The organism is Stenotrophomonas sp. Br8 (assembly GCF_014763005.1).
GTDB classification, from domain to species: Bacteria; Pseudomonadota; Gammaproteobacteria; order Xanthomonadales; family Xanthomonadaceae; genus Stenotrophomonas; species Stenotrophomonas lactitubi.
In genome coordinates this window covers 427,597-451,851 of record NZ_JACGTN010000003.1, presented here as the reverse complement: position 1 = coordinate 451,851, position 24,255 = coordinate 427,597, and the positions used below count along the sequence as shown (strand labels likewise).

The window sequence follows — 24,255 nt, the reverse complement described above, 5'->3', positions numbered from 1 at the left end:
CTCGATGCGAGTTGGCGATGGCGGAAAAAAAGCGCATCCAAGCAGCCTTGCGGGCGGCTGTTCGGACATTTATCTGGGGTTCCCTACCGTGAACGGCAGCTGCCGCAACGGTTAACACTAGATTAACACGCTACGCTTTCAATGTGACGGTTGTGCGACAAACGGCACCGGATCGCAACGCTATCGTGACGGGATCTTCATTCCGCTTTACGAACGTCTTCACCCGTCGATGGCGGATTGCCCGCATCGAACACCTGCCCCCGCCACGCCTGTCCAGCGGCGGACAACAGGGTCACGGCCGCCGCAGCGGCAGCCTCCGGGCCACGCGCGGCCGGGTCCTGGTCGATCGAATAGGCTCGCGCCCGCAGGGCAGTACGCAAGGGGCCGGGGTAAAGGCCACTTACCCGCACCGGGCTGCGGGCCAGCTCGTCATGCAGGCTGCCGATCAGCCCGCGCAGACCGTGCTGGGCGGCGCCATAGCCGCCCCAGTACGCCTGCCCCACCCGCCCAGGGGCATCCACGGTGAATACCAGTGCCGCGTCTTCACGCTGGCGCAGCAACGGCAGGCAGGCCTGGGCCAGCCAGGCAGGAGCGGTCAGGGTGACGTGCACGGCACGGGCGAAACTGGCCGGGTCGGCCAGCTCGAACGGGGTCAGGCCGGGAAAGTGCGCTGCACAGACCAGCAGGCCATCAAGACGTCCCAGCTCCTGCGCCACGGCCTGGGCCAGTTCGGCATAGTCGTCAGGACCTGCACCTTCCAGGTCCAACGGGTACAACAGGGGTTCCGGCCCGACCGCCTGCACCTGGGCGTAGACCCGGTCCAGCCGTCGTGGCTTGCGCCCCAACAGGACCACGGTCGCTCCCGCCTCGGCGGCAGCCACAGCGGCGGCACTCCCCAGCCCACCACCGGCGCCGGCAACGAGCACCACGCGATCCTGCAACGGGCGGCCATCGAGCGCCCCGTCTGCCGGTGACGTCGATGGCCAGGCGCTCATCCCTGCGCAGCCTCTTCGACGATGCGCTTGAGCTCGCCGGCTTCGAACAGTTCCATGACGATGTCACAGCCGCCGATCAACTCACCGTTGATGAACAGCTGCGGGAAGGTGGGCAGATTGGAGAAGCGCGGCAGGTTGGCGCGGATCTCGGGCTCTTCCAGCACATTGACCGTGCGCAGCGCCACGGCGCCTGCGGCCATCAAGGCCTGCACGGCGCGGCTGGAATAGCCGCACATGGGGTATTGCGGGGTGCCCTTCATGAACAGCACGAGCGGGTAACGATCCACCTCGGCCTGGATTTGCTGCATTACCGCCACACCTCACTCCTTGCGTCGCCGGACAAACCAACCGTGATGGTCGGCTAGACTGCCCACGGTAGCCCCCATTGTAAGCCGATGGTACCGGCTGCCGCCGCCCCCTGGCCACGAACCTGTCCATGCCCGTCGAATTGCCCGCCCTGCCCTACCTGCCCTCGTCCCTGCAGCCGCACCTGTCGGCACAGACCGTGGAACTGCATCACAGCCGCCACCATCGCGCCTACGTCGACGCGGTCAATGCCGCCATCGTCGGCACCGAATGGGAAGAAGCCATGCTGGAGGACATCGTCCGCCACGCCCAGGGCGCGCTGTTCGATGCCGCTGCCCAGGCCTGGAACCACGGCTTCTACTGGCAGTGCCTGCGCCCGCGTGGCGGTGGCGAACCGCAGGGCCGCCTGGGCGAACTGGTCAAACGCCAGTTCGGCGACGGCCAGCGTCTTCGCGAAGAGTTCAACCGGACCGCGCTTGGCCTGTTCGGCTCCGGCTGGGTGTGGCTGGTACAGCACCCGGGTGGGCAGCTCGGCCTGCAGGCGACGCGCAACGCGGGCACGCCGCTCACCGGCGACAGCACGCCACTGCTGTGCTGCGATGTCTGGGAGCACGCGTACTACACCGACTACCAGAATGATCGTGCGCGTTATCTGGAAGCATTCTGGCAACTGGTGAACTGGGAGTTCGCCGAGAGCCAGCTGCGCTGATACGGACGGGCATCCGCCGGGCATCGCCCGGCGCTACCGGCATCACGCCATGCCATGGCGGCGGCCCACCTTTTGGTGGGCCTGCCTTGGTAGATGCCCACCTTGGTGGGCATTGCCGGCCAGCGGCCGGCACTACCTGGATCAGCGGCGTCCGCCGGCCGGCCCCGTTTGATCAGCCGTTGCGCAGCGCGTGCACCGCTGGGGCCACCTGGGCCTGACGGTCCAGTTCCAGCCCAACCTGCACCAACGCATCCGCCAGTGCACCGGCATCATCATCGCGCAGGGTGGCGTGACCGACCTTACGGCCATCACGCGATTCCTTGCCGTAGTCGTGCCAATGGCCGCTGGCCTGCTGCAGCACCGGCGTCGGGTCAGGCATCGCCCCCAGCCAGTTCAGCATGCAGGCATGGCCAAGCATGCGGGTACTGCCCAGCGGCAGACCGAGCACCGCGCGCAGGTGGTTCTCGAACTGCGAGGTTTCGCTGCCTTCGATGGTCCAGTGACCGGAGTTGTGCACACGCGGCGCCATCTCGTTGGCCAGTAGTTCACCGTCGCGGCAGAACAGCTCCAACGCGAACACACCCACGTACTGCAGGTGCTCGGCGACACGCTGGGCATAGCCGATCGCCGCTTCGTGCTCGGCAGCGGACAGCACCGCCGGTGCCACGCTGGCCGAAAGCACACCGTCGACATGCCAGTTGCCGGTGACCGGCCAGGCCTGGAAGCTGCCATCGCGACCGCGCACGGCCACCACGCTGACTTCGCGCTGGAAGGCGACAAAGCCCTCGAGGATCAGGCCGGTGCGCTCGACCTGCGCACCCAGCGCCTGCCAAGCCGCATCGATGTCCGCTTCGCTGCGCAGGCGGAACTGGCCCTTGCCGTCGTAGCCCAGGCGGCGGGTCTTGAGGATGCACGGCAGACCGAATTCGGCGGCTTTGGCGGCCAGTTCGTCGCGGCTGCGGATATCGGCGAACGCCGGCAGCGGGATACCCAACTGCTGGAACAGGGTCTTCTCGCTCAACCGGTCCTGGGCCACGGCCAGCGCCGACGGCGGCGGGTAGACCGGCACGCGGTCGGCCAGCCATTGCGCGCTGTCAGCCGGCACGTTCTCGAAATCGAAAGTCACCACATCGACTTTGGCAGCGAAGTCCGCCAGCGCCTGCCGATCATCGAATGCGCCGACGGTGAGCGGCGCCAGCGGGCCGCTGCAGGCATCGGCCGCCGGATCGTACAGTTCGAAGCGCAGTCCCAGCGGCGCACCAGCCAGGACCATCATGCGGGCGAGCTGACCGCCGCCGAGGATGCCGACGGTCAGGCTCATTGGCGCGGATCGTCGTGGGCCATCACGTCTTCGGTCTGGCGCGCGCGGAAAGCATCGAGCGCCTGGCCGATCGCCGGCTGGTCGCTGGCCAGCATCGCCGCGGCGAACAGCGCGGCATTGGAGGCGCCGGCATTGCCGATGGCGAAGGTGGCGACCGGGATGCCGGCCGGCATCTGCACGATCGACAGCAGCGAATCCATGCCATTGAGGGCCTTGGACTGCACCGGCACGCCCAGCACCGGCACCGCGGTCTTGGCCGCGATCATGCCCGGCAGGTGCGCGGCACCGCCGGCGCCGGCAATGATCGCGCGCAGCCCGCGCGAACCCGCCTGCTCGGCATAACTGAACAACACATCCGGCGTCCGATGCGCGGACACCACCTTCACTTCGAACGGAACACCCAGAGCTTCAAGCTTCTGGGCGGCGTGCTGCATGGTTTCCCAGTCGGAGCGGGAACCCATGACGATGCCGACAAGCGGCGCGATCGGGTTGGGGGTCATTGGCCGTCACCTGCCTTAAAGACGTATTCTAGCCATCTTCCACGCAAGACGAAGAACCATGGATCGCAAGCTGCTCGACCTGCTGGTGTCGCCCGATACCCGCCAGCCCCTGTCCCTGCTGGATGGCAAGGGCCTGGAAGCCCTCAACCGGGCGATCGCCGCCGGTTCCGTCAACCGCGCCGATGGCAACCCGCTGGCGCAGCCACTGCGCGAAGCCCTGGTCACCCGCGACCGCAAGCAGGTATTCCGCGTCGACGACGGTATTCCGGTGCTGCTGGCCGAAGAGGCCATCCCGACCGCACAGATCGCCGACTTCCCGACCGCATGAACGCGCTGCCGACGCCGGATCCAGCCGTCGTCGCGGCCGATGTGGCCCGCGCATTGGCCGAGGACCTGGGCAGTGGTGACGTCACCGCCGCCCTGCTGCCCGACCAGCCCGACAGCGCCTACCTGCTGTGCAAGCAGGATGCGGTGATCGCGGGCCGCCCGTGGTTCGATGCCACCCACCGCGCACTTGATGCGGACGTGCAGATCGAGTGGCGGATGGCCGAAGGCGACCATGTCAGCGCCGGTACCGTGCTGGCGCTGCTGCATGGGCGCAGCCGCAGCCTGGTCAGCGCCGAGCGCACCTCGCTGAATTTCCTGCAGACCCTGTCCGGCACCGCCACCACCACGGCCCGCTATGTGGCTGCGGTGGAAGGTACAGGCACGCGCATCCTCGATACCCGCAAGACCCTGCCCGGCCTGCGCCTGGCGCAGAAGTACGCGGTGCGTTGCGGCGGCGGCGACAACCATCGCTTCGGCCTGTACGACACGGTGATGCTGAAGGAGAACCACATCCGCGCCGCCGGCTCCCTGGCTGCCGCGGTGTCGGCCGCCCGCCGGCAATGGCCGCAACTGCCGCTGGTGGTCGAGGTCGAGGACCTGGAACAGCTGCGGCAGGCGCTGCAGGCCGGCTGTGAACGCATCCTGCTGGACGACTTCAGCCCGGAGCTGCGACGCGAAGCGGTGCGCATCACCGAAGGCCGCATTCCCCTGGAAGTGTCCGGCAGCGTCGGCCTCGGCGGCCTGCGTTCGATCGCTGAAGATGGCGTGGACTGCATTTCCATCGGCGGCCTGACCAAGCACGTGCAGGCCATTGATCTGTCGTTGAAGCTGGGTCCACCACCGGGCTGAGGGTGGATTCGCGGATCGTGATGTTGCCGGCCAGCGGCCGGCACTACCGTTCTCACACCCGGCGTTCACAACAGCGCTGCGACGCTGCGACCATCCCCCACAGGAGCCGCGCATGCGCCGGATGCTCTTGCCTGCCTGCCTGCTGCTGGCCGCAGCACCCTTCTCGGCCGCCGCCGTCGAAGCCTGCGATGTACCCCCGCGTTTCGGCCTGAGCCCGTTGGCGATCGCCATCCGCAACACTGCCTGCAACGAGCATCGCCTCTGGTTCCGCCCCTTCATCGACCGTGACGGCCGCGCCGCCAGCCTCAGTGTCACCGAAGCCGAGAGCGATCATCTGGCCGACAACGGCCTGATCGCCTGGCAACGGGTCAGCAGCTACTGGCGCGAAAGCGGCACGCTGAATGCATTGGGCAGCCAGCCCGGTGCCAGCAGTTGCCTGGCCCCGTTGGGAACGCGCTACACCGACAGCGATTGCCGCGCGTTCCTGATCGACAATCCGTGGTCTGCGGCGTTCATTTCCTGGGTGATGGTGCGTGCCGGCGTACCCGGTTTCAATACCTCCCCACGCCATATCGACTACATCCGCGCCGCCTACCAGGCAGGCCCTTCCGGCGTGCCCTACCGCCTGGTGGACCCGGCCACCGCCAAGCCGGCACCGGGCGACCTGCTGTGCTTCCTGCGCGACCGCAGCAGCACACTCAGCTACAGCGGATTGGTGCAGGCCTTGGGCAACGGCTCGGTCGGCCATTGGAAGTCGCATTGCGAAGTGGTGGTGGCGGCCAACCTCGGTGGCGACCAGACGCTTTATCTGGTGGGCGGCAATGTCATGAACACCGTGGCGATGCGCCTGCTGCAACTGGATCGCACCGGCATGATCAAGCTGCCGCCGCCGCGCGAGCGCGACACCACCGGCATCGACCCGACCTGCACACCGGGTCGCGAGGACGAGTGCAGCTTCAACCGGCAGGACTGGGCCGCACTGCTGCAGTTGAATGCCACTGCACCGCGGATTGCACCGCTTCCGCCGGCGGTACCCACTGCGCCGACACCACTGGCGCCGCAGCCGGCAACGGAGCCTGGCAGCGATCGCTGAGCACATGCAGCTTGATCCGGTCGCCATTCGTCGCCATCTTTGGCGGATCGACACCTGACGGCTGAAGCCATGCCCACCCTGCTGATCCTGCTGATTGCCGGCGGTATCGTCTACTTCTTCTGGAACGCAGCGCGTTCGGCCGCCGAACGTGCGGTTGAACTGGGCCGCAATGCCTGCCGCGCCGCCGATGTGCAGTGGCTGGACCAGGCGGTGCACGCCACGGGCCTGCGGCTGTCGCGCGGGGAAGATGGCCGGCTCGGTTTCGAGCGCACCTTCAAGTTCGAGTATTCCTACGACGGCATCGATCGCCATGTCGGCCGCATGGTGCTGCGCGGCGACCAGCTGATTTCCTTCACCGGCCCGGGCGCGGCGCGGATCAGCCAGATCCGTGCGGACAACGAAGATGCCGAGGATGTGTGAGCAGAAGCATCCACGCATGGCGTGGATCTACTGGACATCGCGCCGGTAGATCCACGCCATGCGTGGATCGCCATGTCGGCCGCATGGTGCTGCGCGGCGACCAGCTGATTTCCTTCACCGGCCCGGGTGCGGCGCGGATCAGCCAGATCCGTGCGGACAACGAAGATGCCGAGGATGTGTAAGCAAGATCATCCACGCATGGCGTGGATCTACTGGACAGCGCGCCGGTAGATCCACGCCATGCGTGGATCGCCATGTCGGCCGCATGGTGCTGCGCGGCGACCAGCTGATTTCCTTCACCGGCCCGGGTGCAGCGCGGATCAGCCAGATCCGTGCGGACAACGAAGATGCCGAGGATGTGTAAGCAAGATCATCCACGCATGGCGTGGATCTACTGGACAGCGCGCCGGTAGATCCACGCCATGCGTGGATGTAAAGCTGCGGAAACTACTTGACCACGCGCAGGGTCGGGCGGCCCTTGGGCGGCGGACCAGCGGGCGGCGTGTCGTCAGGCGGCGTCTGCTCATCGTCGTGCAGCAGCTCATCACTGGCCTGCGCCGGCTCGCCACCGGGAATGTCGTCCGGCAGCGCCATGCCCTGCCCGGTCTCGCGCGCATACACCGCCAGCACCGCGCTGATCGGCACCTGCACCGGATAGCTGGTGCCGGAGAAGCGCGCCGAGAAGCTCACCGACTCGTTGTCGATCACCAGCCGCACGACTGCGCGCTCGGCGATGTTGAGCACCACCCGGCCGTCCTTGACGGCCGAAGGCGGAACCTGCACGCCGGGAACGCCGGCGTCGACCAGGATGTGCGGAGTCAGCTGGTTGTCGTTGATCCATTCCACCAGAGCCCGCAACAGGTACGGGCGGTGGCTGGTCATGTGGAAGAAGTCTTCGGTCATGCGTGAAGTGTAGCGCCCGACGCCCCTGCCGGGGCGGATCGCCTGCACGCCGGTCGGCGTGCAGACGGGAAAGCGGATACCGGATCAGCCCGGCAGATCGCGCAGTTTCTTTTCCTGATCGGTCAGGCTGCGGACGAAACCGGGGTGGCGGAAGATCCGGTTGCCATAGTCCTCGATGGCCTTGCTGTCCTTCGGCAACGGCACGTCCAGCGATTGCAGGCGCCAGATGATCGGCGCCATCGCGCAGTCGGCCAGGCTCATTTCCGGGTTGAGGAAGAACTTGCTGGCCTTGAACAACGGCAGCGAGGCCGTCAGCAGTTCCTTCAGCCGCTTGCGCCCTGCCTCTGCCTGGGTCTTGTTGCCCAGCTGGATCGCCTGCACCTGCGGCACCCAGTCATGCTCGATACGCAGCATGGCCAGGCGGATGCGCGCGCGCGACAGCGGGTCAACCGGCATCAGCGGCGGGTGCGGATAGCGCTCGTCCAGATACTCGCTGACCACCGACGCGGCGTACAGCACCAGCTCGCGCTCGACCAGGGTCGGCACCGAATGGTACGGATTGAGATCGATCAGGTCTTCCGGCGGGTTCTGTGGATCGACCGGAACGAAGTCGAAGCTCACGCCCTTGGCCGCCAGCACCAGGCGCACACGGTGGCACAGTACATCGTCGTTCGAGGAAAACAGCGTCAGTGTATTGCGCATGCGTACGCTCGCCGCCATCAAAGGCTCTCCTACGACAGGAGACCGCCTGCCGCATCGGCGCCACCAGCACCGTGCCGGCGGTCGACTCCTCCCCGAGTGTGCAACCGACCATCACAAAAGCCAATAGGCCCGTTGCGATGGCCGGCTCTGGATCAGTGCACGTCCTTCCAGTATTCCTTCTTCAACAGGTACACCAGGAAGGTCAGCAGGGCCAGGAACAGGATCACCCAGACACCGAGCTGCTGCCGCTTCAGCGCGGCCGGTTCGCCTGCGTATTCAAGGAAGTTGGTGATGTCCCGCACGGCCTGGTCGTACTGGGCCGCGTCGACCGAGCCCGGGCTTTCGATGCGCAGGCCGGTCACCGGCGGGTCCATGCCCGGCGCTTCGGCCTTGCCATGCACCGCGTGCTGCAGGCCCTGCATCTCCCACAACGGATTGGGCATGGAGGCGTTGGCAAACAGTGCGTTGTTCCAGCCCAGCGGGCGGCTGCTGTCCAGGTAGAACGACTTCAGGTAGGTATAGACCCAATCGCTGCCGCGCACCCGGGAAATCAGGCTCAGGTCCGGCGGCATCTTGCCGAACCACTTCTCGGCCTGCTCCTTGGGCATCGCCACGGGCACGGGATCGCCGACCGCCGAGCCGGTGAAGTTGAGGTTGTTCATCACCTCTTCCTCGCTCAGCCCCAGGTCCTCGCCCATCCGCGAATAGCGCAGGTACTTCAATGCGTGGCAACCGCTGCAGTAGTTCATGTACAGCTGGGCGCCGCGCTGCAGCGACGCCCGGTCACCCAGGTCGTTGCCGGCCTGCAGCAGCTTGGTGCCGCCCTCGGCGGCCATGGCCAGGGTACTGCCCAGCATCAGGGCGGCCGCCAGGGCCAGCCGGACCATCCAGCGCTCAGTCATGCGTGGTCACCCTTTCCGGTACCGGCTTGGTCTTGTCCAGCCTTGTCCATATCGGCATGGTGATGAAGAAGGCGAAGTACAGGAAGGTCAGCACCCGCCCGACATAGGTCTCGTGCGCATCGGTACCAGGACCGGAGCCGATCACCATCAACCACGCGAAGCACACCACGAACATGCCCAGCAGGCCGCGCGACAGCCAGCCGCGGTAGCGGTAGGACTTGACCTTGGCGCGGTCGAGCCAGGGCACCAGGAACAGGATGGCGATGGCCGAGAACATCACGATCACGCCGCCCAGCTTGTTCGGCACCACCCGCAACATCGCGTAGTACGGCGTGTAGTACCAGACCGGCTTGATGTGCTCGGGGGTGACCAGGCGGTTGGCTTCGGTGAAGTTGTCGTGTTCCAGGAACAGGCCACCGAAGGCCGGCGCGAAGAAGATGATGAAGGCCGCGATGATCAGCAGGAAGCCCGCACCGACGCCATCCTTGAGCGTGTAGTAGGGATGGAACGGAATACCGTCGGTCGGCGCGTTCGGTGACCAGCGGTTGCCCTTCGGCCCCTTCTTGATCTCCACGCCATCGGGGTTGTTCGATCCCACTTCATGCAGCGCACCCAGGTGCAGCACCACCAGCAGCAGCAGCACCAGCGGCAGCGCGATCACGTGCAGTGCGAAGAAGCGGTTGAGCGTGGCGTCGCTGGGCAGGTAATCGCCCATGATCCATTCGGTGAGGCCGTTGCCGATCACTGGAATGGCGCCGAACAGCGAGATGATCACCTTGGCGCCCCAGAACGACATCTGGCCCCACGGCAGCACGTAGCCCATGAAGGCTTCGGCCATCAGCACCAGGTAGATCAGCATGCCCAGGATCCACACCAGTTCACGTGGCTTCTGGTAGCTGCCATACAGCAGCCCGCGGAACATGTGCAGGTAGACCACGATGAAGAACAGCGAGGCACCCGTGGAGTGCATGTAGCGGATCAGCCAGCCCCACTCCACGTCACGCATGATGTATTCGATGGAGGCGAATGCTTCGGCGGCATTCGTCTTGTAGTGCATGGTCAGGAAGATGCCGGTGACGATCTGGTTGACCAGCACCAGCAGCGCCAGCGAGCCGAAGTAGTACCAGATGTTGAAGTTCTTTGGCGCGTAGTACTCGCTGACATGCTTGCGGTAGATCGGCATCAACCCCGGCGCGCGGGCATTGACCCAGTCGGCCACGCCGGTGGCGGTACGGCTGAGGATGTTGGACATCAGGCAGCCCCCTGCGGATCGACACCGATGATGATGGTGTTGTCGTCCTGGTAGTGGTGCGCGGGCACCTTCAGGTTGATGGGTGCGGGCACGTCCTTGAAGACGCGGCCGGACATGTCGAAGCGCGACTTGTGGCAGGGGCAGAAATAGCCGCCCTTCCACTGTGGGTCGTAGGGCTCGGGGCGGATTTCACCCACCATTTCCGGCGAGCAGCCCAGGTGCGTGCACAGACCGACCAGCACCGAGATCTCGGGCTTGATCGAGCGCAGCTCGGGGTTCTGCTTGAGCACGTACTCCGGCTGCTGGTCCTTCTCGCCGGACTCGGGGTCCTTCAAGCGGCCATCCAGCCCGTGCAGCGCATCGAGGATCGCCTTGGACCGTTTGACGATCCAGATCGGCTGGCCACGCCATTCCACGATCAGGCGTTGGCCTTCCTGCAGGGCGCTGATGTCGGCCACCACCGGTGCGCCGGCAAGCTTGGCGCGGGCACTGGGGTTCCAGGATTTGATGAAAGGAACTGCGGTGAATCCGACGCCGACGGCGCCCACCACGGCTGTGGTGGCAGTAAGAAAACGCCGACGTCCGGTGTTGACTGGATCGTGTACCCCATCGTTGGCCATCCGGCACTCCGATATTGATTAGGTAGCTTTAAGGCTGCCAGCGGTTCCGGTGGGGGCCAGAGCCGCATTGAATCTCGGTCGAGTGTAGCGGAACCGTCGCGCGCCACACAACGCATTGCAACAACTCTTTTCAAGGTGTGCCGACTGACAGTTGGCACCTACCCGCTTGAAGGTGTGCCGACCAACGGTCGGCACCTACTGATGGGTCAGGGCGGTGCGGTAACGCTCGGCCAGCTGCCCTACCCTTCGCACGTAATACTGGGTCTCGCTGTAGGGTGGCACGCCTCCATGGCGATCGACCGCGCCTTCGCCAGCGTTGTAACCGGCCGCGGCCAGGGTCAGATCACCTTTGAAGCGCTTCAACAACCACGCCAGGTACTGCACGCCGCCACGGATGTTCTGCCCGGCGTCGTAGGAATCGCTGACGCCGAAGCGTGCGGCGGTGGGCGGCATCAGCTGCATCAGGCCCTGCGCACCGGCACGGCTGAGCGCGGTCGGGTTGTAGGCCGATTCGGCGTGGATGATCGCGCGTACCACTGCCTCTTCCACCCCGAATTCGCGTGCAGCCGAGGTGATCTCGCTCTGGAAGGCCGTGGTGTTCAGGCGCACGCTGCCGAAATCGACGCGTGGATTGACCCCGCAGGCGTAGCAGCGCTCCATGAAGCTGTAGCGGATGGTCCGCACCGGGCCGAGGTTGGCGACCTGGGTCGGGCGTGCACTGGTGTAGTGGCGCACCCCGTCCTGCATGTACGAATAGACCTGTCCGCTGACCATCTTGCCGCCGCGTGGAGCGGCCGGCGTGGACGCTGCCGCGGGTACCGGAGTCGGTGCGACAGCGGGACTGGCAGCGCTGGCGGCAACCGCGACCGGATTACGCTCGGCACTGGCCACCACTGCAGCAGGTGCTGGCACCGGCACCGAAGTGGCGACAGGGGCACGCACCGCCCTGCCTGCGCTGCGGGTGTAGCTGATGGTGCTGCATTGGGCACCGGCCACCCGCTTGCTGACATAGCTGGTGACCCCGTCGGCGCCAAGGCACTTGTACAGGGTGCCGGCGCTGGCCGGCGCAGCGGTCAGCGCAGCGATGATGATCGCCGTTGTCCCCAGTCTCCCCTTCATGGCCGCGAGTGTCCCAGCTTCGCTGCGGCTTGCCAAGGGCGACGGCTCAGACCGTGACCGCGGGCACGGCCAGTACCTGGCTGAGCCCGGTCAGACGCTGGGCCAGCTCCTCGCGCAGCTCGGCCGGCGTGGTCCACAGTGCCACCGGCAGGCGATCCAGGCTGAGGATCTGCGCCAGCATCATGCCGCGGCTTTCCGCACCCATCCGCAACAGACAATGGTCTGCGCCGTCAGCCTCGAGCACGCCGCACCAGGGCGGAATGCGGCCGGCCAGCTCCGCTTCACTGCCGGCCAGGCGCAGGATGGCCTGCAGCGCGAACGGCGCCTGGCTGACCGCCTGCCGCACCATCACATCGGGCGGCGCCGGGGTTCGCCGGTGCAGGCCGGGTTCGGGCAGGTGCCGCACCGCCCCCATCCGGTCCACGCGCAGCGTGCGCCAGTCCTGCCGCCCCAGATCCCAGGCCAGCAGATACCAGCGCCGCCCGTAGTTGACCAGGTGCTGAGCCTCGACCTCCCGTTGCGTCACTGCGTCCTGCGCGCTGCGGTATTCGAAGGCCAGCCGCGCGGCCTGCCGGCAGTGCTGGGCCAGCCGCCCGAGCAGGCGCGCATCGGTGGATGGCAGATCGGACAGGGTCGCAGTGGCCGCATGCACTTCGCCGGCCTGCTGGCGGCGACGCGCCGGCACCAGCGGGTCGAGCTTGGACAGCAGGCCGCGGGCGGTGTCGTCGATGCCGGAGACCGTGGCCGAGGCCGCACGCAGGGCAATCGCCAGCGTGGTGGCCTCTTCCTCGTCCAGCAGCATCGGCAGCACCGGTGCCCCCGCGCCCAGCCGGTAGCCCCCGCCTACGCCGGCCGACGCCTGCACCGGATATCCCAGCTCGCGCAGGCGTTCGACATCGCGGCGGATGCTGCGCCGATCCACCCCCATGCGCTCGGCGAGCTCGGCACCGGACCAGTGGCGGCGGGCCTGCAGCAGCGAGATCAGGCGAAGCAGGCGATGGGCGGTATGGCGCATGACGGATCGCGGACAGAAGTCGTCCGCAATTGTGCCCCAGGATGGCCCCCACTTCACCACCACCTGCAAGGAGCAATGCCATGACGTCACGCCAGATCACCCTCTACCACGCCGCCCGTTCACGCTCGAGCGGCGCGGTGGCCCTGCTTGAAGCACTGGGCGCCGACTACCGCATGCAGGTGCTGGACCTGAAGGCTGGCGCCAACCTGGCCCCGGCCTATCTGGCGATCAATCCGATGGGCAAGGTGCCGGCCATCGTGCACAACGGCGCCCTGGTGACCGAGCAGGTGGCGATCTACCTGTACCTGGCCGACCTGTACCCGGAAGCCGGGCTGGCACCGCCGATCGGCGACGCCCTGCGCGGCCCCTATCTGCGCTGGATGGCCTTCTACGGCGCCTGCTTCGAGCCGGCGATGATCGACCGGGCGATGCGTCGCGACCCGCCGCCGCATGCGATGTCGCCCTACAACGACGCCGATACGGTGCTGCAGGTGATCGAAGCACAGCTGGCGCAGGGGCCGTACCTGCTGGGCGAGGTGATGAGTGCGGCAGACGTGTTGTGGGGCAATGCACTGGCATGGACCAGTGCGTTCGGCCTGGTGCAGCCAGCACCGGCGACGGCCGCCTACATCGAACGGATGAGTGCGCTGACCGCGTTTGATCGTTCGCGGCAGATCGATGCGGAGCTGATCGCGGCGTAAGGGCACTCGCCGGGCACGGGCCGGCGCTACCGAACGGCGCGGGATACGGGTAGCGCGGGGCCATGCCCCGCGAGCGCGCAGCGCGGCGCCGTTGGCGTTGTGCAGGGCGAGCGCGACGGGATGCGGGTAGAATCGCCCCCTTTCCCGCCACCCGAATGGATTAAGCGCCATGACCGGGACGCCAGACGTCTTTCCGCCCGCCACGCCGGGCGGTACCCCGCTCGTTGCCCTGCCCGCCGGTCCGCGCAAGCCCGACCAGGTGAAAGGCAAGCTGTACATCAAGACCCACGGTTGCCAGATGAACGAGTACGACTCGGCCAAGATGGCCGACGTGCTCGCCGCCAGTGATGGCCTGGAACTGACCGATCGCCCCGAGGACGCCGACGTCATCCTGGTCAACACCTGCTCGATCCGCGAAAAGGCGCAGGAGAAGGTGTTCAGCCAGCTGGGCATCTGGAAGAGCCTGAAGAACCAGGGCCGTGAGGTCATCATCGGCGTCGGCGGTTGCGTGGCGTCGCAGGAAGGCGAGGCGATCATCAAGCGTGCGCCGTTCGTCGACCTGGTGTTCGGCCCGCAGACGCTGCATCGCCTGCCGGAACTGATCCGCGCCCGCCGCGAACAGCAGCGCCCACAGGTGGACATCAGCTTCCCGGAAATCGAGAAGTTCGATCGCATGCCCGAACCACGTGCCGATGGCGCGTCGGCGTTCGTGTCGATCATGGAAGGCTGCTCCAAGTACTGCTCGTTCTGCGTGGTGCCCTACACGCGCGGTACCGAAGTCAGCCGCCCGTTCGAGGACGTGGTGGTGGAAGTGGCACAGCTTGCTTCGCAGGGCGTGCGCGAGATCAACCTGCTCGGCCAGAACGTCAACGCCTACCGCGGGCCGTATGGCGACGGCGAGTTCGCCGACCTCGGCCTGCTGATCCGCACCATCGCCGAGATCGATGGCGTTGGCCGCATCCGCTTCACCACCTCGCACCCGCTGGAGTTCAGCGATTCGCTGATCGATGCGTTCCGCGATGTGCCGCAGCTGGCCAACTTCCTGCACCTGCCGGTGCAGGCTGGCAGCGACCGCGTGCTATCAGCGATGAAGCGCGGTTACACCGCACTGGAATTCAAGTCGAAGATCCGCAAGCTGCGTGCGGTCCGCCCGGACATCTCGATCAGTTCGGACTTCATCGTCGGTTTCCCCGGCGAGACCGATGCGGATTTCGAGAAGACCATGAAACTGATCGAGGACATCGGCTTCGACCACAGCTTCTCCTTCATCTATTCGCGTCGGCCGGGCACCCCGGCAGCGGACCTGGAAGACACGATCAGCGATGCGGAAAAACACGCTCGCCTGTCGCGCCTGCAGGAACGCATCAACGCGCACGCTGCAAGCATCTCCGAAAAGATGGTCGGCAGCGTACAGACCGTGCTGGTGGAAGGCCTTTCACGCAAGAGCCCGAATGAACTGACCGGCAAGACCGAGAACATGCGTTCGGTGAACTTCCCGGCGCATCCGCGCCTGATCGGCCAGTTCGTGGACGTGGTGATCACTGAAGCGCTGACCAATTCGCTGCGCGGCCGCGTGGTGGCGGAATAAGGTGTGCCGACCAACGGTCGGCACCCACCGCAATTGATGCCGGCCAGCGGTCGGCACTCACCGCAGTTGATGCCGACCAACGGTCGGCACCTACTGTGTGGATGCCGACCGTTGGTCGGCATGCCTCAATCCAGGCGTTTGCGAAAGCGCAGGATGGCCAGGGTCATCATCGCCACGATGAACACCAGCAGTGCCAGTGCGTCCGGCCACAGCTCCCACAGCGAGGCCCCGCGCAGCATGATGCCGCGCACCAGGCGCAGGAAGTGGGTGAGCGGCAGTACTTCCGCCAGCCACTGCACCGGCCTGGGCATGCCGGCGAACGGAAACATGAAACCTGACAGCAGGATCGACGGTAGGAACAGGAACAGGGTCATCTGCATGGCCTGGAACTGCGACCGCGCGCGCGTGGAAATCAACAGGCCCAGCGCCAGATTGGCCAGCACCAGCAGCACCGCGGCCAGGTAGACATCAACCAGGCTGCCGCGGATCGGAACCTCGAACAACCAGGTTCCCAGCAGCAGTACCAGCGTGGTCTGCAGCAGACCGATCGCCGCATAGGGCAACACCTTGCCGACCATCAGTTCGCTGCGCGATACCGGCGTGGCGATCAGCAGTTCCATGTTGCCGCGCTCGCGTTCGCGTACCACCGCCACTGCGGTGAACATCACCAGGGTCATGGTCAGGATCACCCCGATCAGGCCGGGCACGATGTTCACCGCTGAGCGCCGTTGCGGGTTGTAGAAACTGATGACGCTCACCTGCCCACTGGCGATGCTGCCTTCGCGCAGCGGCCGTGTGTTGCTGGCCGGGCGCGTGTCCAGCGGCACCTGCGCCAGCTGGATCGCCGCACTCTGCACCACCGTGTCGCTGCCGTCGACCAGCACCTGCACCGCTTCGCGGCCTTCGTAGCGGCGTCGTTCGAAATCGGCGGGAATGACGATGCCCGCGCTGACCCGGCCCCGTCGCAACGCCTCCATCAGCTGATCGGGCGTATAGGCCTGCGCGCGCGGCGTGATCACGCCGGTGGCGACCATGTCCTGCACCAGCGCGCGCGACGCCGCACTATTGGCCTGATCGGCGATACCGGCATCCAGGTGCCGCAGGTTGAGGTTGATCGCATAGCCGAACAGCAGCAACTGCATCACCGGGATGCCGATGATCATCGCCAGGGTGATGCGGTCACGGCGCAGTTGCCGCAGCTCCTTGAGCATGATCGCCCATAGCCGTCGCACGCTCATGCGGCCGGCTCCCGACCACGGCCACGGGTGGCGGCAACGAATACGTCTTCCAGGTTGGGCGCCACCGGTTCGATGCTGGCCTGCGGATCGGCGGCGGCAAGTGCCTGCGCCAACACGGTGGTATCGGCCGCACCCTCGCTGCACAGCACGCGCAGTTCGGTGCCGATCTGGGCCACGCTGAGCACACCCGGCAACGCCGCCAGCGCGCGGCTGGCCTGCCGGGGCTGCGAGGCGGTGACCTTCAGGGTACGGCCCTGCAGCTGCGCGCACAGCTCGGCCGGGGTGCCATCGGCCACCAGGGCACCGCGATCGAGGATCGCCAGCCGGTGGCAGCGTTCGGCCTCGTCCATGTAGTGGGTGGACACCAGCACCGTGGTGCCGGCATCGGCGAGTTCGAACAGCGCCTCCCAGAAATCGCGCCGCGACTCAGGATCGACTGCACTGGTCGGCTCATCGAGGAACAGCAGTTCCGGCGCATGGATCACCGCACCGGCCAGTGCCAGCCGCTGCTTCTGCCCCCCGCTGAGGGTGCCTGCCAACTGCACCTGGCGGTCCTGCAGACGGTACTGCTGCAGCAGCGCATCGACTCGCTGCCGCGCCTGCACCCGTGGTAGATCCTGGATGGCAGCCAGGAATTCCAGGTTCTCCCGCACCGACAGGTCTTCGTACAACGAAAAGCGCTGGGTCATATAGCCGATGCGGCGGCGCAGCGCTTCGGCCTGCGCCGGGATCGCCAGGCCCAGCACTTCGATCTCGCCCGCGCTTGGTTCAAGCAGCCCGCACAGCATGCGGATGGTGGTCGACTTGCCCGAGCCGTTCGGACCAAGGAAGCCGTATACCTGCCCGCGCGGCACCTGCAGATCGACGTTGTCCACCGCCAGCAGCTCGCCGAAACGGCGGCTCAGGCCCTGCGCACGCACGGCGATGTCATCGACAGGATTCAGAAGCGCACCTGTACCGGCAGCCCGGCGGGCAGCGCTTGCATGTCGGCACTGTCGTCCAGCTCGATCTCGGCCAGGTAGCTCAGCCGCGAGACGTCATCACCGGTCAGCGCGTAATACGGCGTAAAGGAAGGCTCGCTGCGGATCGACCGCACATGTCCCTTCAATACAGTGTTCGCGCCATCCAACTGCACCTGCGCTCCCTGCCCCACCTTCACCCGCAGGCGCAATGGCTGCGGCAGGTACACGCGCGCATACGGGCGTTCGCCCACCAGCATCACCACCAACGGCGCTCCGATCGGTGCCTGGTCGCCCTGCCGGTACGGCAACGCATCGACCACGCCGTCGCGCGGCGCGCGCAACTGCAGCTTCTGCAGGTTGACGGCCTGCACCACTTCCTGTGCCTGCGTTGCCCGCGAGGCGGCCTGGCCCTGGGCAATGTCCTCACGACGGTTGCCGCGTTGCAGCTCCAGCCACGCCTGTTCGGCAGCGCGCACGCTGGCCACGGCGTTGTCGGCTGCCGCGCGGGCCCGGTCCAGGTCGGCGGCAGCGACCAGGCGCTGACGGGCCAGCGGCTGCACCCGGCGGTAGTACGCGGTGGCTTCAGCCGCCTGCGCGCGCAGCGCGGTGAGCTGTGCCTGCGCCTGGGCGATCTGCTCCGGACGCGGGCCCACCTGAAGTTCTTCAAGCTGTGCCTGCACGCGGGCGGTTTCGGCCTGTGCGGCGTCGAACTGGGCGGCGCCACGGGCAGGGTCCAGGCGCATCAGCAGCGCGCCGGCCTTGACCGCCTGCCCTTCGCGCACGTCAACGGCACTGATCACTTCCGCCGCCGGTGCGGGCACGCTGATCCGGTCCCATTCAAGCGTACCCAGTGCCGCCGGCGGTGCTTCGCCGCAGCCCGCCAGCAGGCAGCTGCCCAGCAGCCCCATCCTGCGCATCCACGTGCCCACGGCCATGCGCCACCTCCTCCGATGGCGCCACGGTGCCATGCTCCCTGTGCACCCGCAATGATCCAGAACAGGGCTGGTCAATAATTGATCACCCGCCGGCAACGCCACTGCCGCAAGGCTCGCTGCCACCTATCCACAGGTTCGCGGCAACACCGTCCACACCACATGTGGAGAACCCCGCAGGCACTGGCACAATTTTCACCACGGCATCATCTTCCTTGTGGCACAAGCGCTGCGAAGGACTATCCACAGGTTTCTTCGACGCCGGTCCACACCCCGTGTGGAGAACTGTCGTCCTGCCGCCTTGCGCGTTACCCTTGTCGTCCCTGACTCCATCGCGGTGGACGGCGACCCCGCCCCACCCCAAGCAATGAAAAGCATCGAGCATCGAGACTTCACCCTGTCGCCGGAAGACAACGCGCAGCTGGCCAACCTGTGCGGCCCGTTCGACGGCCACCTTCGCCAGATCGAACTGAAGCTTGGCGTGGAAATCGCCAACCGCGGCTTCGTGTTCCGTATCAGCGGCCCGACTGAAGCCAGTGCAGAGGCGCAGAAGCTGATCGAGGCGCTGTATGAAGAGGCGGCCGAGACCACCTTCGACAGCCACGGCATCCACCTGCGCCTGAACGCGGCGAACATCGAACAGATCGCCGACCGCTCCTACGAAGCGCAGGACGTGGCAATCAAGGTCAAGCGCGGAACCGTGCGCGGGCGAGGTTCCAACCAGAGCCGCTACCTGCACCAGATCGTCAGCCACGACATCAACTTCGGCATCGGCCCGGCCGGTACCGGCAAGACGTTCCTGGCCGTGGCCAGTGCGGTGGAAGCACTGAACGAATCGCGGGTGCAGCGCTTGATCCTGGTGCGCCCGGCCGTCGAAGCCGGCGAGAAGCTGGGCTTCCTGCCCGGCGACCTGAGCCAGAAGGTCGACCCGTACCTGCGACCGCTGTACGACGCCCTGTACGAAATGCTGGGTGTGGAAAAGGTGCTCAAGCTGCTGGAAAAGAACGTCATCGAGATTGCGCCGCTGGCCTACATGCGCGGCCGCACGCTCAACGATGCGTTCGTGATCCTGGACGAAGCGCAGAACACCACCATCGAACAGATGAAGATGTTCCTGACCCGACTGGGCTTCGGCTCGACTGCCGTGGTCACCGGCGATCTGACCCAGACCGACCTGCCCAAGCATGTGAAGTCGGGCCTGCGCGATGCCATCGACGTACTGCGCGATGTGGAGGGCGTCAGCTTCACCTTCTTCGAAGCCCGCGACGTGGTCCGCCACCCACTGGTGGCGCGCATCGTCAGCGCCTACGACCGCCGCGACCTGCATCAGATCCAACCTGGAGCGACTCCATGACCCGTGGTCCCGTGCGACTGGATGTCGCCGTCAGCTATGCCCTGCCGCGTGCCGGCCTGCCCTCGGCCGTCAGCTTCCGCAAGTGGGTCGCGGCCGCGCTGAAGGGGCGCATCCGCGAGGCCGACCTCGCCATCCGCGTGGTCGACGGCAAGGAAGGCCAATCCCTGAACCGGCATTACCGGGGCAAGGACTACGCTACCAACGTGCTCAGCTTCCCGGCGGACGTGCCGGAGGGCCTGCCCAAGGGCGTCAAGTTCCCGCTGCTGGGCGACCTGGTGATCTGCGCGCCGGTAGTGGCCCGTGAAGCCGACGAGCAGAGCAAGGCGCTCAATGCCCACTACGCGCACCTGACCGTGCACGGCGTGCTGCACCTGCTCGGCTGGGACCACGAGGACGACAAGGAAGCCGAGGCGATGGAACAGCTGGAGCGCGAGATCCTGGCCGAGCTCGGCATCGACGATCCCTACGCCGGCGAGCGCTGACACCTGGCCAGGCGCTGCGTGACCGAGCCCATGCTCGGCCGTGGTACGCCCTGCGCCCCGCAGACCCGACCCAAAAGCAGCCGAGCACGGGCTCGGCTCTACCACGGAACCTCGCTTGTGCTGCTGCGTACCTTCCTGCTCCTGCCGCTCCTGCTTGCCGCCACCGCTTCCGCCGCGCCGCTGGACCTGCCTGCACTGATCGAGTGCCGCCAGGGCGTGCCCGAGCATGCCGCGCTGGCACCCCTGCTGGCCGATCCGCTGAAGGCGGTGGCCCACGGCCTGCAGCCGCTGCCGCAGGGCAACCAGTTCATGAGCGAGTACCGGCTGGCCAGCCCGATCACCGTGTTCGGCCAGCAGACCGAGCGCGTGGCCGTGGCCGGCGCCAGCATCATGGCCGTGCTCGACCAGTCCGACCCGCGGCCGCTGGCCACGCAGTTGGCCCTGGAGACCGGCTACGACCAGGACGGCAAGTTCATGGCCGGGCGCGAGCTGGTCAGCCGCGATGTGACTGACCCGAAGTCCGGCGAGGCACAGATCGAGTCGATCATCCTCAGCGTATCCACCGTCGCCAGCCACCCGGGCAAGACCCTGGCCGGCTGCACCTACAGTCTGGACCTGCCGGCCGAGGGCGAGGGCCCGGCCGCCGCCGCCCCGGCTGGCGAGGGTCACTGACAGGCCCCCACATCCTGCTAGACTGGAGCCATCGCCCGGCCTGCCGGGTGCCTTTTTTCCAGAGATGTCAGAAGACGACAGTAGTAGCTCCTCCGTGGAGCACAGTGAAAAGAAGCGCGGCTGGCTTGAACGCCTGACGTCCGCTTTTTCCGGCGAACCCCACACCCGCGACGAGCTGGTCGCTGTCCTGCACACCGCGCAGGAAGAAGGGTTGATCGCCGCCGATACCCTGAAGATGATGGAAGGTGCCATTTCGGTAGCCGAGCTGACCGTGGGCGACGTGATGATCTCGCGTTCGCAGATGGTCTCGCTGCCGGTGGAGGCGCCCTTCCTGGAGCTGATGAAGCAGGTGGTCGAGTCCGGCCATTCGCGCTTCCCGGTGCATGGCGAGAACAAGGACGACATCCTCGGCGTGCTGCTGGCCAAGGACCTGCTGCGCGGCGTGGTTGCCGACAATGGTCCGGGCAACGTACGTGAACTGCTGCGCCCGGCGGTGCTGATTCCGGAAGCGAAGAAGCTCAACGTGCTGTTGAAGGAGTTCCGCCTGTCGCGCAACCACATGGCGATCGTGGTGGACGAGTACGGCGGCGTCGCCGGCCTGGTCACCATCGAAGACGTGCTGGAGCAGATCGTCGGCGACATCGACGACGAGCACGACGAGGCCGAGGATTTCTCGGCGCAGATCGCCATCCAGGCCGATGGCCAGTACGTGGTGGATGCGCTCACGCCGATCGGTGATTTCAACGAGCGCTTCGGTGCCATCTTCTCCGATGAAGACTACGACACCATCGGCGGCCTGGTGACCGAAGCCGTCGGCCATCTGCCGGAAGTCGGCGATGAACTGGCGTTGGACCGCTTCATGTTCCGTGTGGCCCGCGCCGATGCGCGCCGGGTCCAGGCTTTCCATGTAACGGTGCTGGCACCGGACGCGCAGGACGACGCTTGAAGCACCGTAGCCTGATCCTGACTCTGTGGCTGGCGTTGTGCGTGCTGGCCACGACCCTGGCACCGGCTGCATTCGCGCAGGCGGCGGCGCCGACCGTTTCGACGGCCAGCGATGCCCCTGCCCCGCGTGTCGGCGTGGTCACCATGCAGCCGGGCACCGTGTTCTTCGAGCGCTTCGGCCACGATGCCATCGTCGTGCTGGACCCGGTGAGCGGCGAGGCGATCTCGTACAACTTCGGCTACTTCGATCCGTCCGAACAGGATTTCATCGGCCGCTTCGTGCGCGGCGACATGATGTATTACCTGGTGGCCCTGCCGCTGCAGCAGGACCTGTCGTACTACGACGAGACCGGCCGCGGTGCCAGCGTACAGTGGCTGGATATCACCCCGGACCAGGCACGCTCGCTGGCCGCCGACCTGGCCGAACGGGCCAAGCCGGAAAACGCGCGCTACCACTACGATTACTACACCGCCAACTGCGCGACGATGGTGCGCGACACCCTCGACAAGGCGTTGGGGGGCGGGCTGCACTCGCAGCTGTCCGGCCGTTCGCGCGGCAACACCTATCGCAGCGAGTCGGTGCGCCTGGCGTCCCCGGCCCCGTGGATGTGGCTGGGCTTCGATATCGGCCTGGGCCCGTTTGCCGACCAGCCGCTGTCGCGCTGGCAGGAAGCGTTCGTGCCGATGCGCCTGGCCGATGCCCTGCGCCAAGCCCGCAATAGTGACGGCCGCCCGCTGGTGCAGTCCGAGCAGGAACTGCTGCCGCACCGCATCGACCCTGAGCCGAAGGAGTTCGCGCGCCGCTGGTGGCCGTGGCTGCTGTGTGGCCTGGTGATCGCGGCGGGCGTGCTGGCGCTGCGCAACCGTCCGCGCCTGCTGGCCGGCTTGGCCTTGCCGCTGTGGCTGCTGTGCACGATCGCCGGTGGCCTGCTGGTGTTCCTGTGGGGCTTCAGCACGCACTACGCCGCCTGGGCCAACCGCAACCTGCTGCTGCTCTCGCCGCTGTGCCTGCTGTTGTTGCCGGGGGCGATCAGCCTGCTGCGGCGGCGCGTGCCCGGTCGCATGTTCAGGATCGTGCTGTGGCTGGTGGCGGTGCAGGCCGTGGCCGCGCTGGTGCTGCACTGGCTGAGCCTGCAGGCGCAGTACAACGTGCAGTGGATCGTGCTGCTGCTGCCGGTCCACGCTGCATTGGCCTGGGTGCTGGGGCGCCGTCCTCACTTGTCGGAAACGCAGCACTGACGCACGATGGCGGGCATGTCATTGCCCGCCTCATTGCCCGCCCCTGCTGCCGCCTCCGCCGCAGCCAATCCCACCTGCGTCATCAACTGCGTCCACTACGATGACGACGGCAAACGCCACGACATCAGCCTGGATGCCATCAGCGATGTCATCGCCAGTAACAACGGTTTCGTCTGGGTCGGCCTGTACGACCCGAACGAAGACGTACTGCTGAAGCTGCAGGAAGAATTCTGCCTGCACGACCTGGCGGTCGAGGATGCACGCAACGCGCACCAGCGCCCCAAGGTGGAGGCCTACGGCAACTCGTTGTTCGTGGTGGTGACCACCGCGCAGATGGTCGACGAGCGCATCCAGTACGGCGAAACCCATGCCTTCCTCGGCCCACGGTTCCTGGTGACCGTGCGCCATGGCGCCTCGCTGTCGTACGCGCCGGTGCGCGCACGCGTCGAGCGCGAACCACAACTGCTGAAGATGGGGCCGTCGTACTGCCTGTACGCCGTGGCCGACTTCGTGGTGGACAACTACCTGCCCATCACCAACCGTTTCCGCGACACCCTGGAACTGCTGGAGAAGGACATCTTCGCCGACAGCTACAAGCGCAGCACCGTTGTGCGCCTGTATGAGCTCAAGCGCGAGTTGAACAAGATGCGGATGGCAGTGGCGCCACTGCAGGATGTACTGGCGCAGCTGCGCCGCTACCAGGGCGAACTGTTCCCGGACGAAGTGAAGCTGTATATCCGCGACGTGCACGACCATGCGGTACGCATCAGCGATGTGATCGACACCCTGCGCGAGATGCTGGGCACGGCCTTGAGCGTGAACCTGTCACTGGTGACGCTGGCCCAGGGCGAGACGGTGAAGCGACTGGGTGCATGGGCCGCGCTGCTGGCCGCGCCGACGTTGATCACCAGCTGGTATGGCATGAATTTCAGCCACATGCCGGAACTGAACCAGCCGTGGGCCTACCCGCTGATGATCGTCGGCGTCGGTGGCATCTGCGTCGGCCTGTACCGGCTGTTCAAGCGGGTGAAGTGGTTGTAGTAAAGGCGTATCGACCAACGGTCGATACCCACCAGACCGGTAGGCCACGACCGTTGGTCGTGGCGCAT

Annotated in this window: 27 protein-coding genes and 2 pseudogenes; 15 read left to right on the top strand and 14 right to left on the bottom strand. The window is 66.5% G+C overall.

Annotated features, from left to right (window positions below; all coding sequences use genetic code 11):
• Nucleotides 1-197: 197 nt before the first annotated feature.
• Nucleotides 198-995: an SDR family NAD(P)-dependent oxidoreductase gene (locus tag H3005_RS03405; protein ID WP_191077587.1), complete on the bottom strand. Its 798-nt coding sequence runs from the start codon at nucleotides 993-995 to the stop codon at nucleotides 198-200.
• A complete protein-coding gene (grxD, locus tag H3005_RS03400) occupies nucleotides 992-1,312 on the bottom strand; it encodes a Grx4 family monothiol glutaredoxin (protein ID WP_025875264.1) in 321 nt (106 codons plus the stop codon). Before grxD ends, H3005_RS03405 begins: the two co-directional genes overlap by 4 nt.
• A gap of 119 nt (nucleotides 1,313-1,431) precedes the next feature.
• Here grxD and H3005_RS03395 point away from each other — a divergent pair, with 119 nt between their 5' ends.
• Nucleotides 1,432-2,010: a superoxide dismutase gene (locus H3005_RS03395; protein ID WP_100552079.1), complete on the top strand. Its 579-nt coding sequence runs from the start codon at nucleotides 1,432-1,434 to the stop codon at nucleotides 2,008-2,010.
• Between the two features lie 172 nt (nucleotides 2,011-2,182).
• Here H3005_RS03395 and H3005_RS03390 read toward each other — a convergent pair whose 3' ends face one another.
• Complete coding sequence (locus H3005_RS03390; RefSeq protein WP_100552078.1) at nucleotides 2,183-3,331, bottom strand: 5-(carboxyamino)imidazole ribonucleotide synthase; 1,149 nt, start codon at nucleotides 3,329-3,331, stop codon at nucleotides 2,183-2,185.
• The gene (purE, locus tag H3005_RS03385; protein ID WP_099820029.1) at nucleotides 3,328-3,831 is read right to left on the bottom strand and encodes a 5-(carboxyamino)imidazole ribonucleotide mutase; all 504 of its coding nucleotides are present in this window, start codon (nucleotides 3,829-3,831) and stop codon (nucleotides 3,328-3,330) included. Before purE ends, H3005_RS03390 begins: the two co-directional genes overlap by 4 nt.
• Before the next feature lie 58 nt (nucleotides 3,832-3,889).
• On the opposite strand from purE, the gene H3005_RS03380 reads away from it, so the two are divergent.
• The 6 genes and pseudogenes from H3005_RS03380 to H3005_RS21110 form a co-directional block, all read left to right on the top strand.
• Nucleotides 3,890-4,159: a Trm112 family protein gene (locus H3005_RS03380; RefSeq protein ID WP_099820028.1), complete on the top strand. Its 270-nt coding sequence runs from the start codon at nucleotides 3,890-3,892 to the stop codon at nucleotides 4,157-4,159.
• A complete protein-coding gene (gene nadC, locus H3005_RS03375; RefSeq protein ID WP_191077586.1) occupies nucleotides 4,156-5,007 on the top strand; it encodes a carboxylating nicotinate-nucleotide diphosphorylase in 852 nt (283 codons plus the stop codon). The genes H3005_RS03380 and nadC overlap by 4 nt, the downstream gene beginning before the upstream one ends.
• Before the next feature lie 112 nt (nucleotides 5,008-5,119).
• Entirely contained in the window at nucleotides 5,120-6,100 is a 981-nt protein-coding gene (locus tag H3005_RS03370) for a DUF2272 domain-containing protein (protein WP_191077585.1), read from the top strand.
• Nucleotides 6,101-6,169: 69 nt separating this feature from the next.
• Complete coding sequence (locus tag H3005_RS03365) at nucleotides 6,170-6,520, top strand: DUF3301 domain-containing protein (protein ID WP_089241240.1); 351 nt, start codon at nucleotides 6,170-6,172, stop codon at nucleotides 6,518-6,520.
• A 62-nt stretch (nucleotides 6,521-6,582) separates the two neighbouring features.
• Nucleotides 6,583-6,702: pseudogene (locus tag H3005_RS21115) on the top strand (DUF3301 domain-containing protein); the annotation flags it as partial.
• 62 nt (nucleotides 6,703-6,764) lie between these two features.
• A pseudogene (locus H3005_RS21110) lies at nucleotides 6,765-6,884 on the top strand (DUF3301 domain-containing protein); the annotation flags it as partial.
• An 83-nt stretch (nucleotides 6,885-6,967) separates the two neighbouring features.
• Here H3005_RS21110 and H3005_RS03350 read toward each other — a convergent pair.
• The 7 genes from H3005_RS03350 to H3005_RS03320 form a co-directional block, all read right to left on the bottom strand.
• The gene (locus H3005_RS03350; protein WP_100464519.1) at nucleotides 6,968-7,423 is read right to left on the bottom strand and encodes a ClpXP protease specificity-enhancing factor; all 456 of its coding nucleotides are present in this window, start codon (nucleotides 7,421-7,423) and stop codon (nucleotides 6,968-6,970) included.
• A gap of 84 nt (nucleotides 7,424-7,507) precedes the next feature.
• Nucleotides 7,508-8,143 (bottom strand): glutathione S-transferase N-terminal domain-containing protein, encoded by a 636-nt coding sequence (locus H3005_RS03345; protein WP_089240017.1) that lies wholly within the window; start codon nucleotides 8,141-8,143, stop codon nucleotides 7,508-7,510.
• A gap of 134 nt (nucleotides 8,144-8,277) precedes the next feature.
• A complete protein-coding gene (locus H3005_RS03340; RefSeq protein ID WP_191077584.1) occupies nucleotides 8,278-9,027 on the bottom strand; it encodes a cytochrome c1 in 750 nt (249 codons plus the stop codon).
• A complete protein-coding gene (locus H3005_RS03335) occupies nucleotides 9,020-10,279 on the bottom strand; it encodes a cytochrome bc complex cytochrome b subunit (protein ID WP_025875284.1) in 1,260 nt (419 codons plus the stop codon). The genes H3005_RS03340 and H3005_RS03335 overlap by 8 nt, the downstream gene beginning before the upstream one ends.
• Entirely contained in the window at nucleotides 10,279-10,899 is a 621-nt protein-coding gene (gene petA / locus H3005_RS03330; RefSeq protein WP_025875286.1) for a ubiquinol-cytochrome c reductase iron-sulfur subunit, read from the bottom strand. The genes H3005_RS03335 and petA overlap by 1 nt, the downstream gene beginning before the upstream one ends.
• A gap of 195 nt (nucleotides 10,900-11,094) precedes the next feature.
• Nucleotides 11,095-12,018: a lytic transglycosylase domain-containing protein gene (locus H3005_RS03325; protein ID WP_100552074.1), complete on the bottom strand. Its 924-nt coding sequence runs from the start codon at nucleotides 12,016-12,018 to the stop codon at nucleotides 11,095-11,097.
• A 46-nt stretch (nucleotides 12,019-12,064) separates the two neighbouring features.
• The gene (locus H3005_RS03320) at nucleotides 12,065-13,033 is read right to left on the bottom strand and encodes a WYL domain-containing protein (RefSeq protein WP_191077583.1); all 969 of its coding nucleotides are present in this window, start codon (nucleotides 13,031-13,033) and stop codon (nucleotides 12,065-12,067) included.
• An 80-nt stretch (nucleotides 13,034-13,113) separates the two neighbouring features.
• Here H3005_RS03320 and H3005_RS03315 point away from each other — a divergent pair, with 80 nt between their 5' ends.
• Nucleotides 13,114-13,734 (top strand): glutathione S-transferase family protein, encoded by a 621-nt coding sequence (locus tag H3005_RS03315; protein ID WP_100552072.1) that lies wholly within the window; start codon nucleotides 13,114-13,116, stop codon nucleotides 13,732-13,734.
• Between the two features lie 169 nt (nucleotides 13,735-13,903).
• Nucleotides 13,904-15,322 (top strand): tRNA (N6-isopentenyl adenosine(37)-C2)-methylthiotransferase MiaB, encoded by a 1,419-nt coding sequence (gene miaB, locus H3005_RS03310; protein ID WP_191077582.1) that lies wholly within the window; start codon nucleotides 13,904-13,906, stop codon nucleotides 15,320-15,322.
• Between the two features lie 125 nt (nucleotides 15,323-15,447).
• On the opposite strand, the gene H3005_RS03305 is transcribed toward miaB, so the two are convergent.
• Genes H3005_RS03305 through H3005_RS03295 form a run of 3 tightly spaced genes read right to left on the bottom strand, consistent with a single transcriptional unit; the run spans nucleotide 15,448 to nucleotide 18,457 of the window.
• A complete protein-coding gene (locus H3005_RS03305) occupies nucleotides 15,448-16,560 on the bottom strand; it encodes an ABC transporter permease (RefSeq protein ID WP_191077581.1) in 1,113 nt (370 codons plus the stop codon).
• A complete protein-coding gene (locus tag H3005_RS03300) occupies nucleotides 16,557-17,480 on the bottom strand; it encodes an ABC transporter ATP-binding protein (protein ID WP_191077580.1) in 924 nt (307 codons plus the stop codon). The genes H3005_RS03305 and H3005_RS03300 overlap by 4 nt, the downstream gene beginning before the upstream one ends.
• A gap of 20 nt (nucleotides 17,481-17,500) precedes the next feature.
• The gene (locus H3005_RS03295) at nucleotides 17,501-18,457 is read right to left on the bottom strand and encodes an HlyD family efflux transporter periplasmic adaptor subunit (RefSeq protein WP_191077579.1); all 957 of its coding nucleotides are present in this window, start codon (nucleotides 18,455-18,457) and stop codon (nucleotides 17,501-17,503) included.
• Nucleotides 18,458-18,821: 364 nt separating this feature from the next.
• On the opposite strand from H3005_RS03295, the gene H3005_RS03290 reads away from it, so the two are divergent.
• The 6 genes from H3005_RS03290 to H3005_RS03265 all read left to right on the top strand — a co-directional run bounded on the left by H3005_RS03290 (nucleotide 18,822) and on the right by H3005_RS03265 (nucleotide 24,187).
• The gene (locus tag H3005_RS03290; RefSeq protein WP_100552067.1) at nucleotides 18,822-19,808 is read left to right on the top strand and encodes a PhoH family protein; all 987 of its coding nucleotides are present in this window, start codon (nucleotides 18,822-18,824) and stop codon (nucleotides 19,806-19,808) included.
• Nucleotides 19,805-20,290, top strand: coding sequence for an rRNA maturation RNase YbeY (gene ybeY / locus H3005_RS03285; protein ID WP_191077578.1), 486 nt, complete (start codon nucleotides 19,805-19,807; stop codon nucleotides 20,288-20,290). Before H3005_RS03290 ends, ybeY begins: the two co-directional genes overlap by 4 nt.
• 120 nt (nucleotides 20,291-20,410) lie before the next feature.
• Nucleotides 20,411-20,962, top strand: a complete 552-nt coding sequence (locus tag H3005_RS03280; RefSeq protein ID WP_100554077.1) for a hypothetical protein — start codon at nucleotides 20,411-20,413, stop codon at nucleotides 20,960-20,962.
• Nucleotides 20,963-21,026: 64 nt separating this feature from the next.
• Nucleotides 21,027-21,908 carry a transporter associated domain-containing protein gene (locus H3005_RS03275; protein WP_191077577.1) on the top strand — a complete coding sequence of 294 codons (882 nt, stop codon included), beginning with the start codon at nucleotides 21,027-21,029 and terminating at the stop codon, nucleotides 21,906-21,908.
• Nucleotides 21,905-23,146 (top strand): DUF4105 domain-containing protein, encoded by a 1,242-nt coding sequence (locus tag H3005_RS03270; RefSeq protein WP_191077576.1) that lies wholly within the window; start codon nucleotides 21,905-21,907, stop codon nucleotides 23,144-23,146. Before H3005_RS03275 ends, H3005_RS03270 begins: the two co-directional genes overlap by 4 nt.
• Nucleotides 23,147-23,152: 6 nt before the next feature.
• A complete protein-coding gene (locus H3005_RS03265) occupies nucleotides 23,153-24,187 on the top strand; it encodes a magnesium and cobalt transport protein CorA (protein ID WP_089239983.1) in 1,035 nt (344 codons plus the stop codon).
• The last annotated feature ends 68 nt before the right edge of the window (nucleotides 24,188-24,255 follow it).

Excerpts from the sequence above, each read along its gene's own strand:
- H3005_RS03405 (WP_191077587.1), bottom strand. The coding sequence starts at position 995 with ATGAGCGCCTGGCCATCGACGTCACCGGCAGACGGGGCGCTCGATGGC.
- H3005_RS03395 (WP_100552079.1), top strand. The coding sequence starts at position 1,432 with ATGCCCGTCGAATTGCCCGCCCTGCCCTACCTGCCCTCGTCCCTGCAG.
- H3005_RS03390 (WP_100552078.1), bottom strand. The coding sequence starts at position 3,331 with ATGAGCCTGACCGTCGGCATCCTCGGCGGCGGTCAGCTCGCCCGCATG.
- purE (WP_099820029.1), bottom strand. The coding sequence starts at position 3,831 with ATGACCCCCAACCCGATCGCGCCGCTTGTCGGCATCGTCATGGGTTCC.
- H3005_RS03380 (WP_099820028.1), top strand. The coding sequence starts at position 3,890 with ATGGATCGCAAGCTGCTCGACCTGCTGGTGTCGCCCGATACCCGCCAG.
- nadC (WP_191077586.1), top strand. The coding sequence starts at position 4,156 with ATGAACGCGCTGCCGACGCCGGATCCAGCCGTCGTCGCGGCCGATGTG.
- H3005_RS03370 (WP_191077585.1), top strand. The coding sequence starts at position 5,120 with ATGCGCCGGATGCTCTTGCCTGCCTGCCTGCTGCTGGCCGCAGCACCC.
- H3005_RS03365 (WP_089241240.1), top strand. The coding sequence starts at position 6,170 with ATGCCCACCCTGCTGATCCTGCTGATTGCCGGCGGTATCGTCTACTTC.
- H3005_RS03350 (WP_100464519.1), bottom strand. The coding sequence starts at position 7,423 with ATGACCGAAGACTTCTTCCACATGACCAGCCACCGCCCGTACCTGTTG.
- H3005_RS03345 (WP_089240017.1), bottom strand. The coding sequence starts at position 8,143 with ATGGCGGCGAGCGTACGCATGCGCAATACACTGACGCTGTTTTCCTCG.
- H3005_RS03340 (WP_191077584.1), bottom strand. The coding sequence starts at position 9,027 with ATGACTGAGCGCTGGATGGTCCGGCTGGCCCTGGCGGCCGCCCTGATG.
- H3005_RS03335 (WP_025875284.1), bottom strand. The coding sequence starts at position 10,279 with ATGTCCAACATCCTCAGCCGTACCGCCACCGGCGTGGCCGACTGGGTC.
- petA (WP_025875286.1), bottom strand. The coding sequence starts at position 10,899 with ATGGCCAACGATGGGGTACACGATCCAGTCAACACCGGACGTCGGCGT.
- H3005_RS03325 (WP_100552074.1), bottom strand. The coding sequence starts at position 12,018 with ATGAAGGGGAGACTGGGGACAACGGCGATCATCATCGCTGCGCTGACC.
- H3005_RS03320 (WP_191077583.1), bottom strand. The coding sequence starts at position 13,033 with ATGCGCCATACCGCCCATCGCCTGCTTCGCCTGATCTCGCTGCTGCAG.
- H3005_RS03315 (WP_100552072.1), top strand. The coding sequence starts at position 13,114 with ATGACGTCACGCCAGATCACCCTCTACCACGCCGCCCGTTCACGCTCG.
- miaB (WP_191077582.1), top strand. The coding sequence starts at position 13,904 with ATGACCGGGACGCCAGACGTCTTTCCGCCCGCCACGCCGGGCGGTACC.
- H3005_RS03305 (WP_191077581.1), bottom strand. The coding sequence starts at position 16,560 with ATGAGCGTGCGACGGCTATGGGCGATCATGCTCAAGGAGCTGCGGCAA.
- H3005_RS03295 (WP_191077579.1), bottom strand. The coding sequence starts at position 18,457 with ATGGCCGTGGGCACGTGGATGCGCAGGATGGGGCTGCTGGGCAGCTGC.
- H3005_RS03290 (WP_100552067.1), top strand. The coding sequence starts at position 18,822 with ATGAAAAGCATCGAGCATCGAGACTTCACCCTGTCGCCGGAAGACAAC.
- ybeY (WP_191077578.1), top strand. The coding sequence starts at position 19,805 with ATGACCCGTGGTCCCGTGCGACTGGATGTCGCCGTCAGCTATGCCCTG.
- H3005_RS03275 (WP_191077577.1), top strand. The coding sequence starts at position 21,027 with ATGTCAGAAGACGACAGTAGTAGCTCCTCCGTGGAGCACAGTGAAAAG.
- H3005_RS03265 (WP_089239983.1), top strand. The coding sequence starts at position 23,153 with ATGGCGGGCATGTCATTGCCCGCCTCATTGCCCGCCCCTGCTGCCGCC.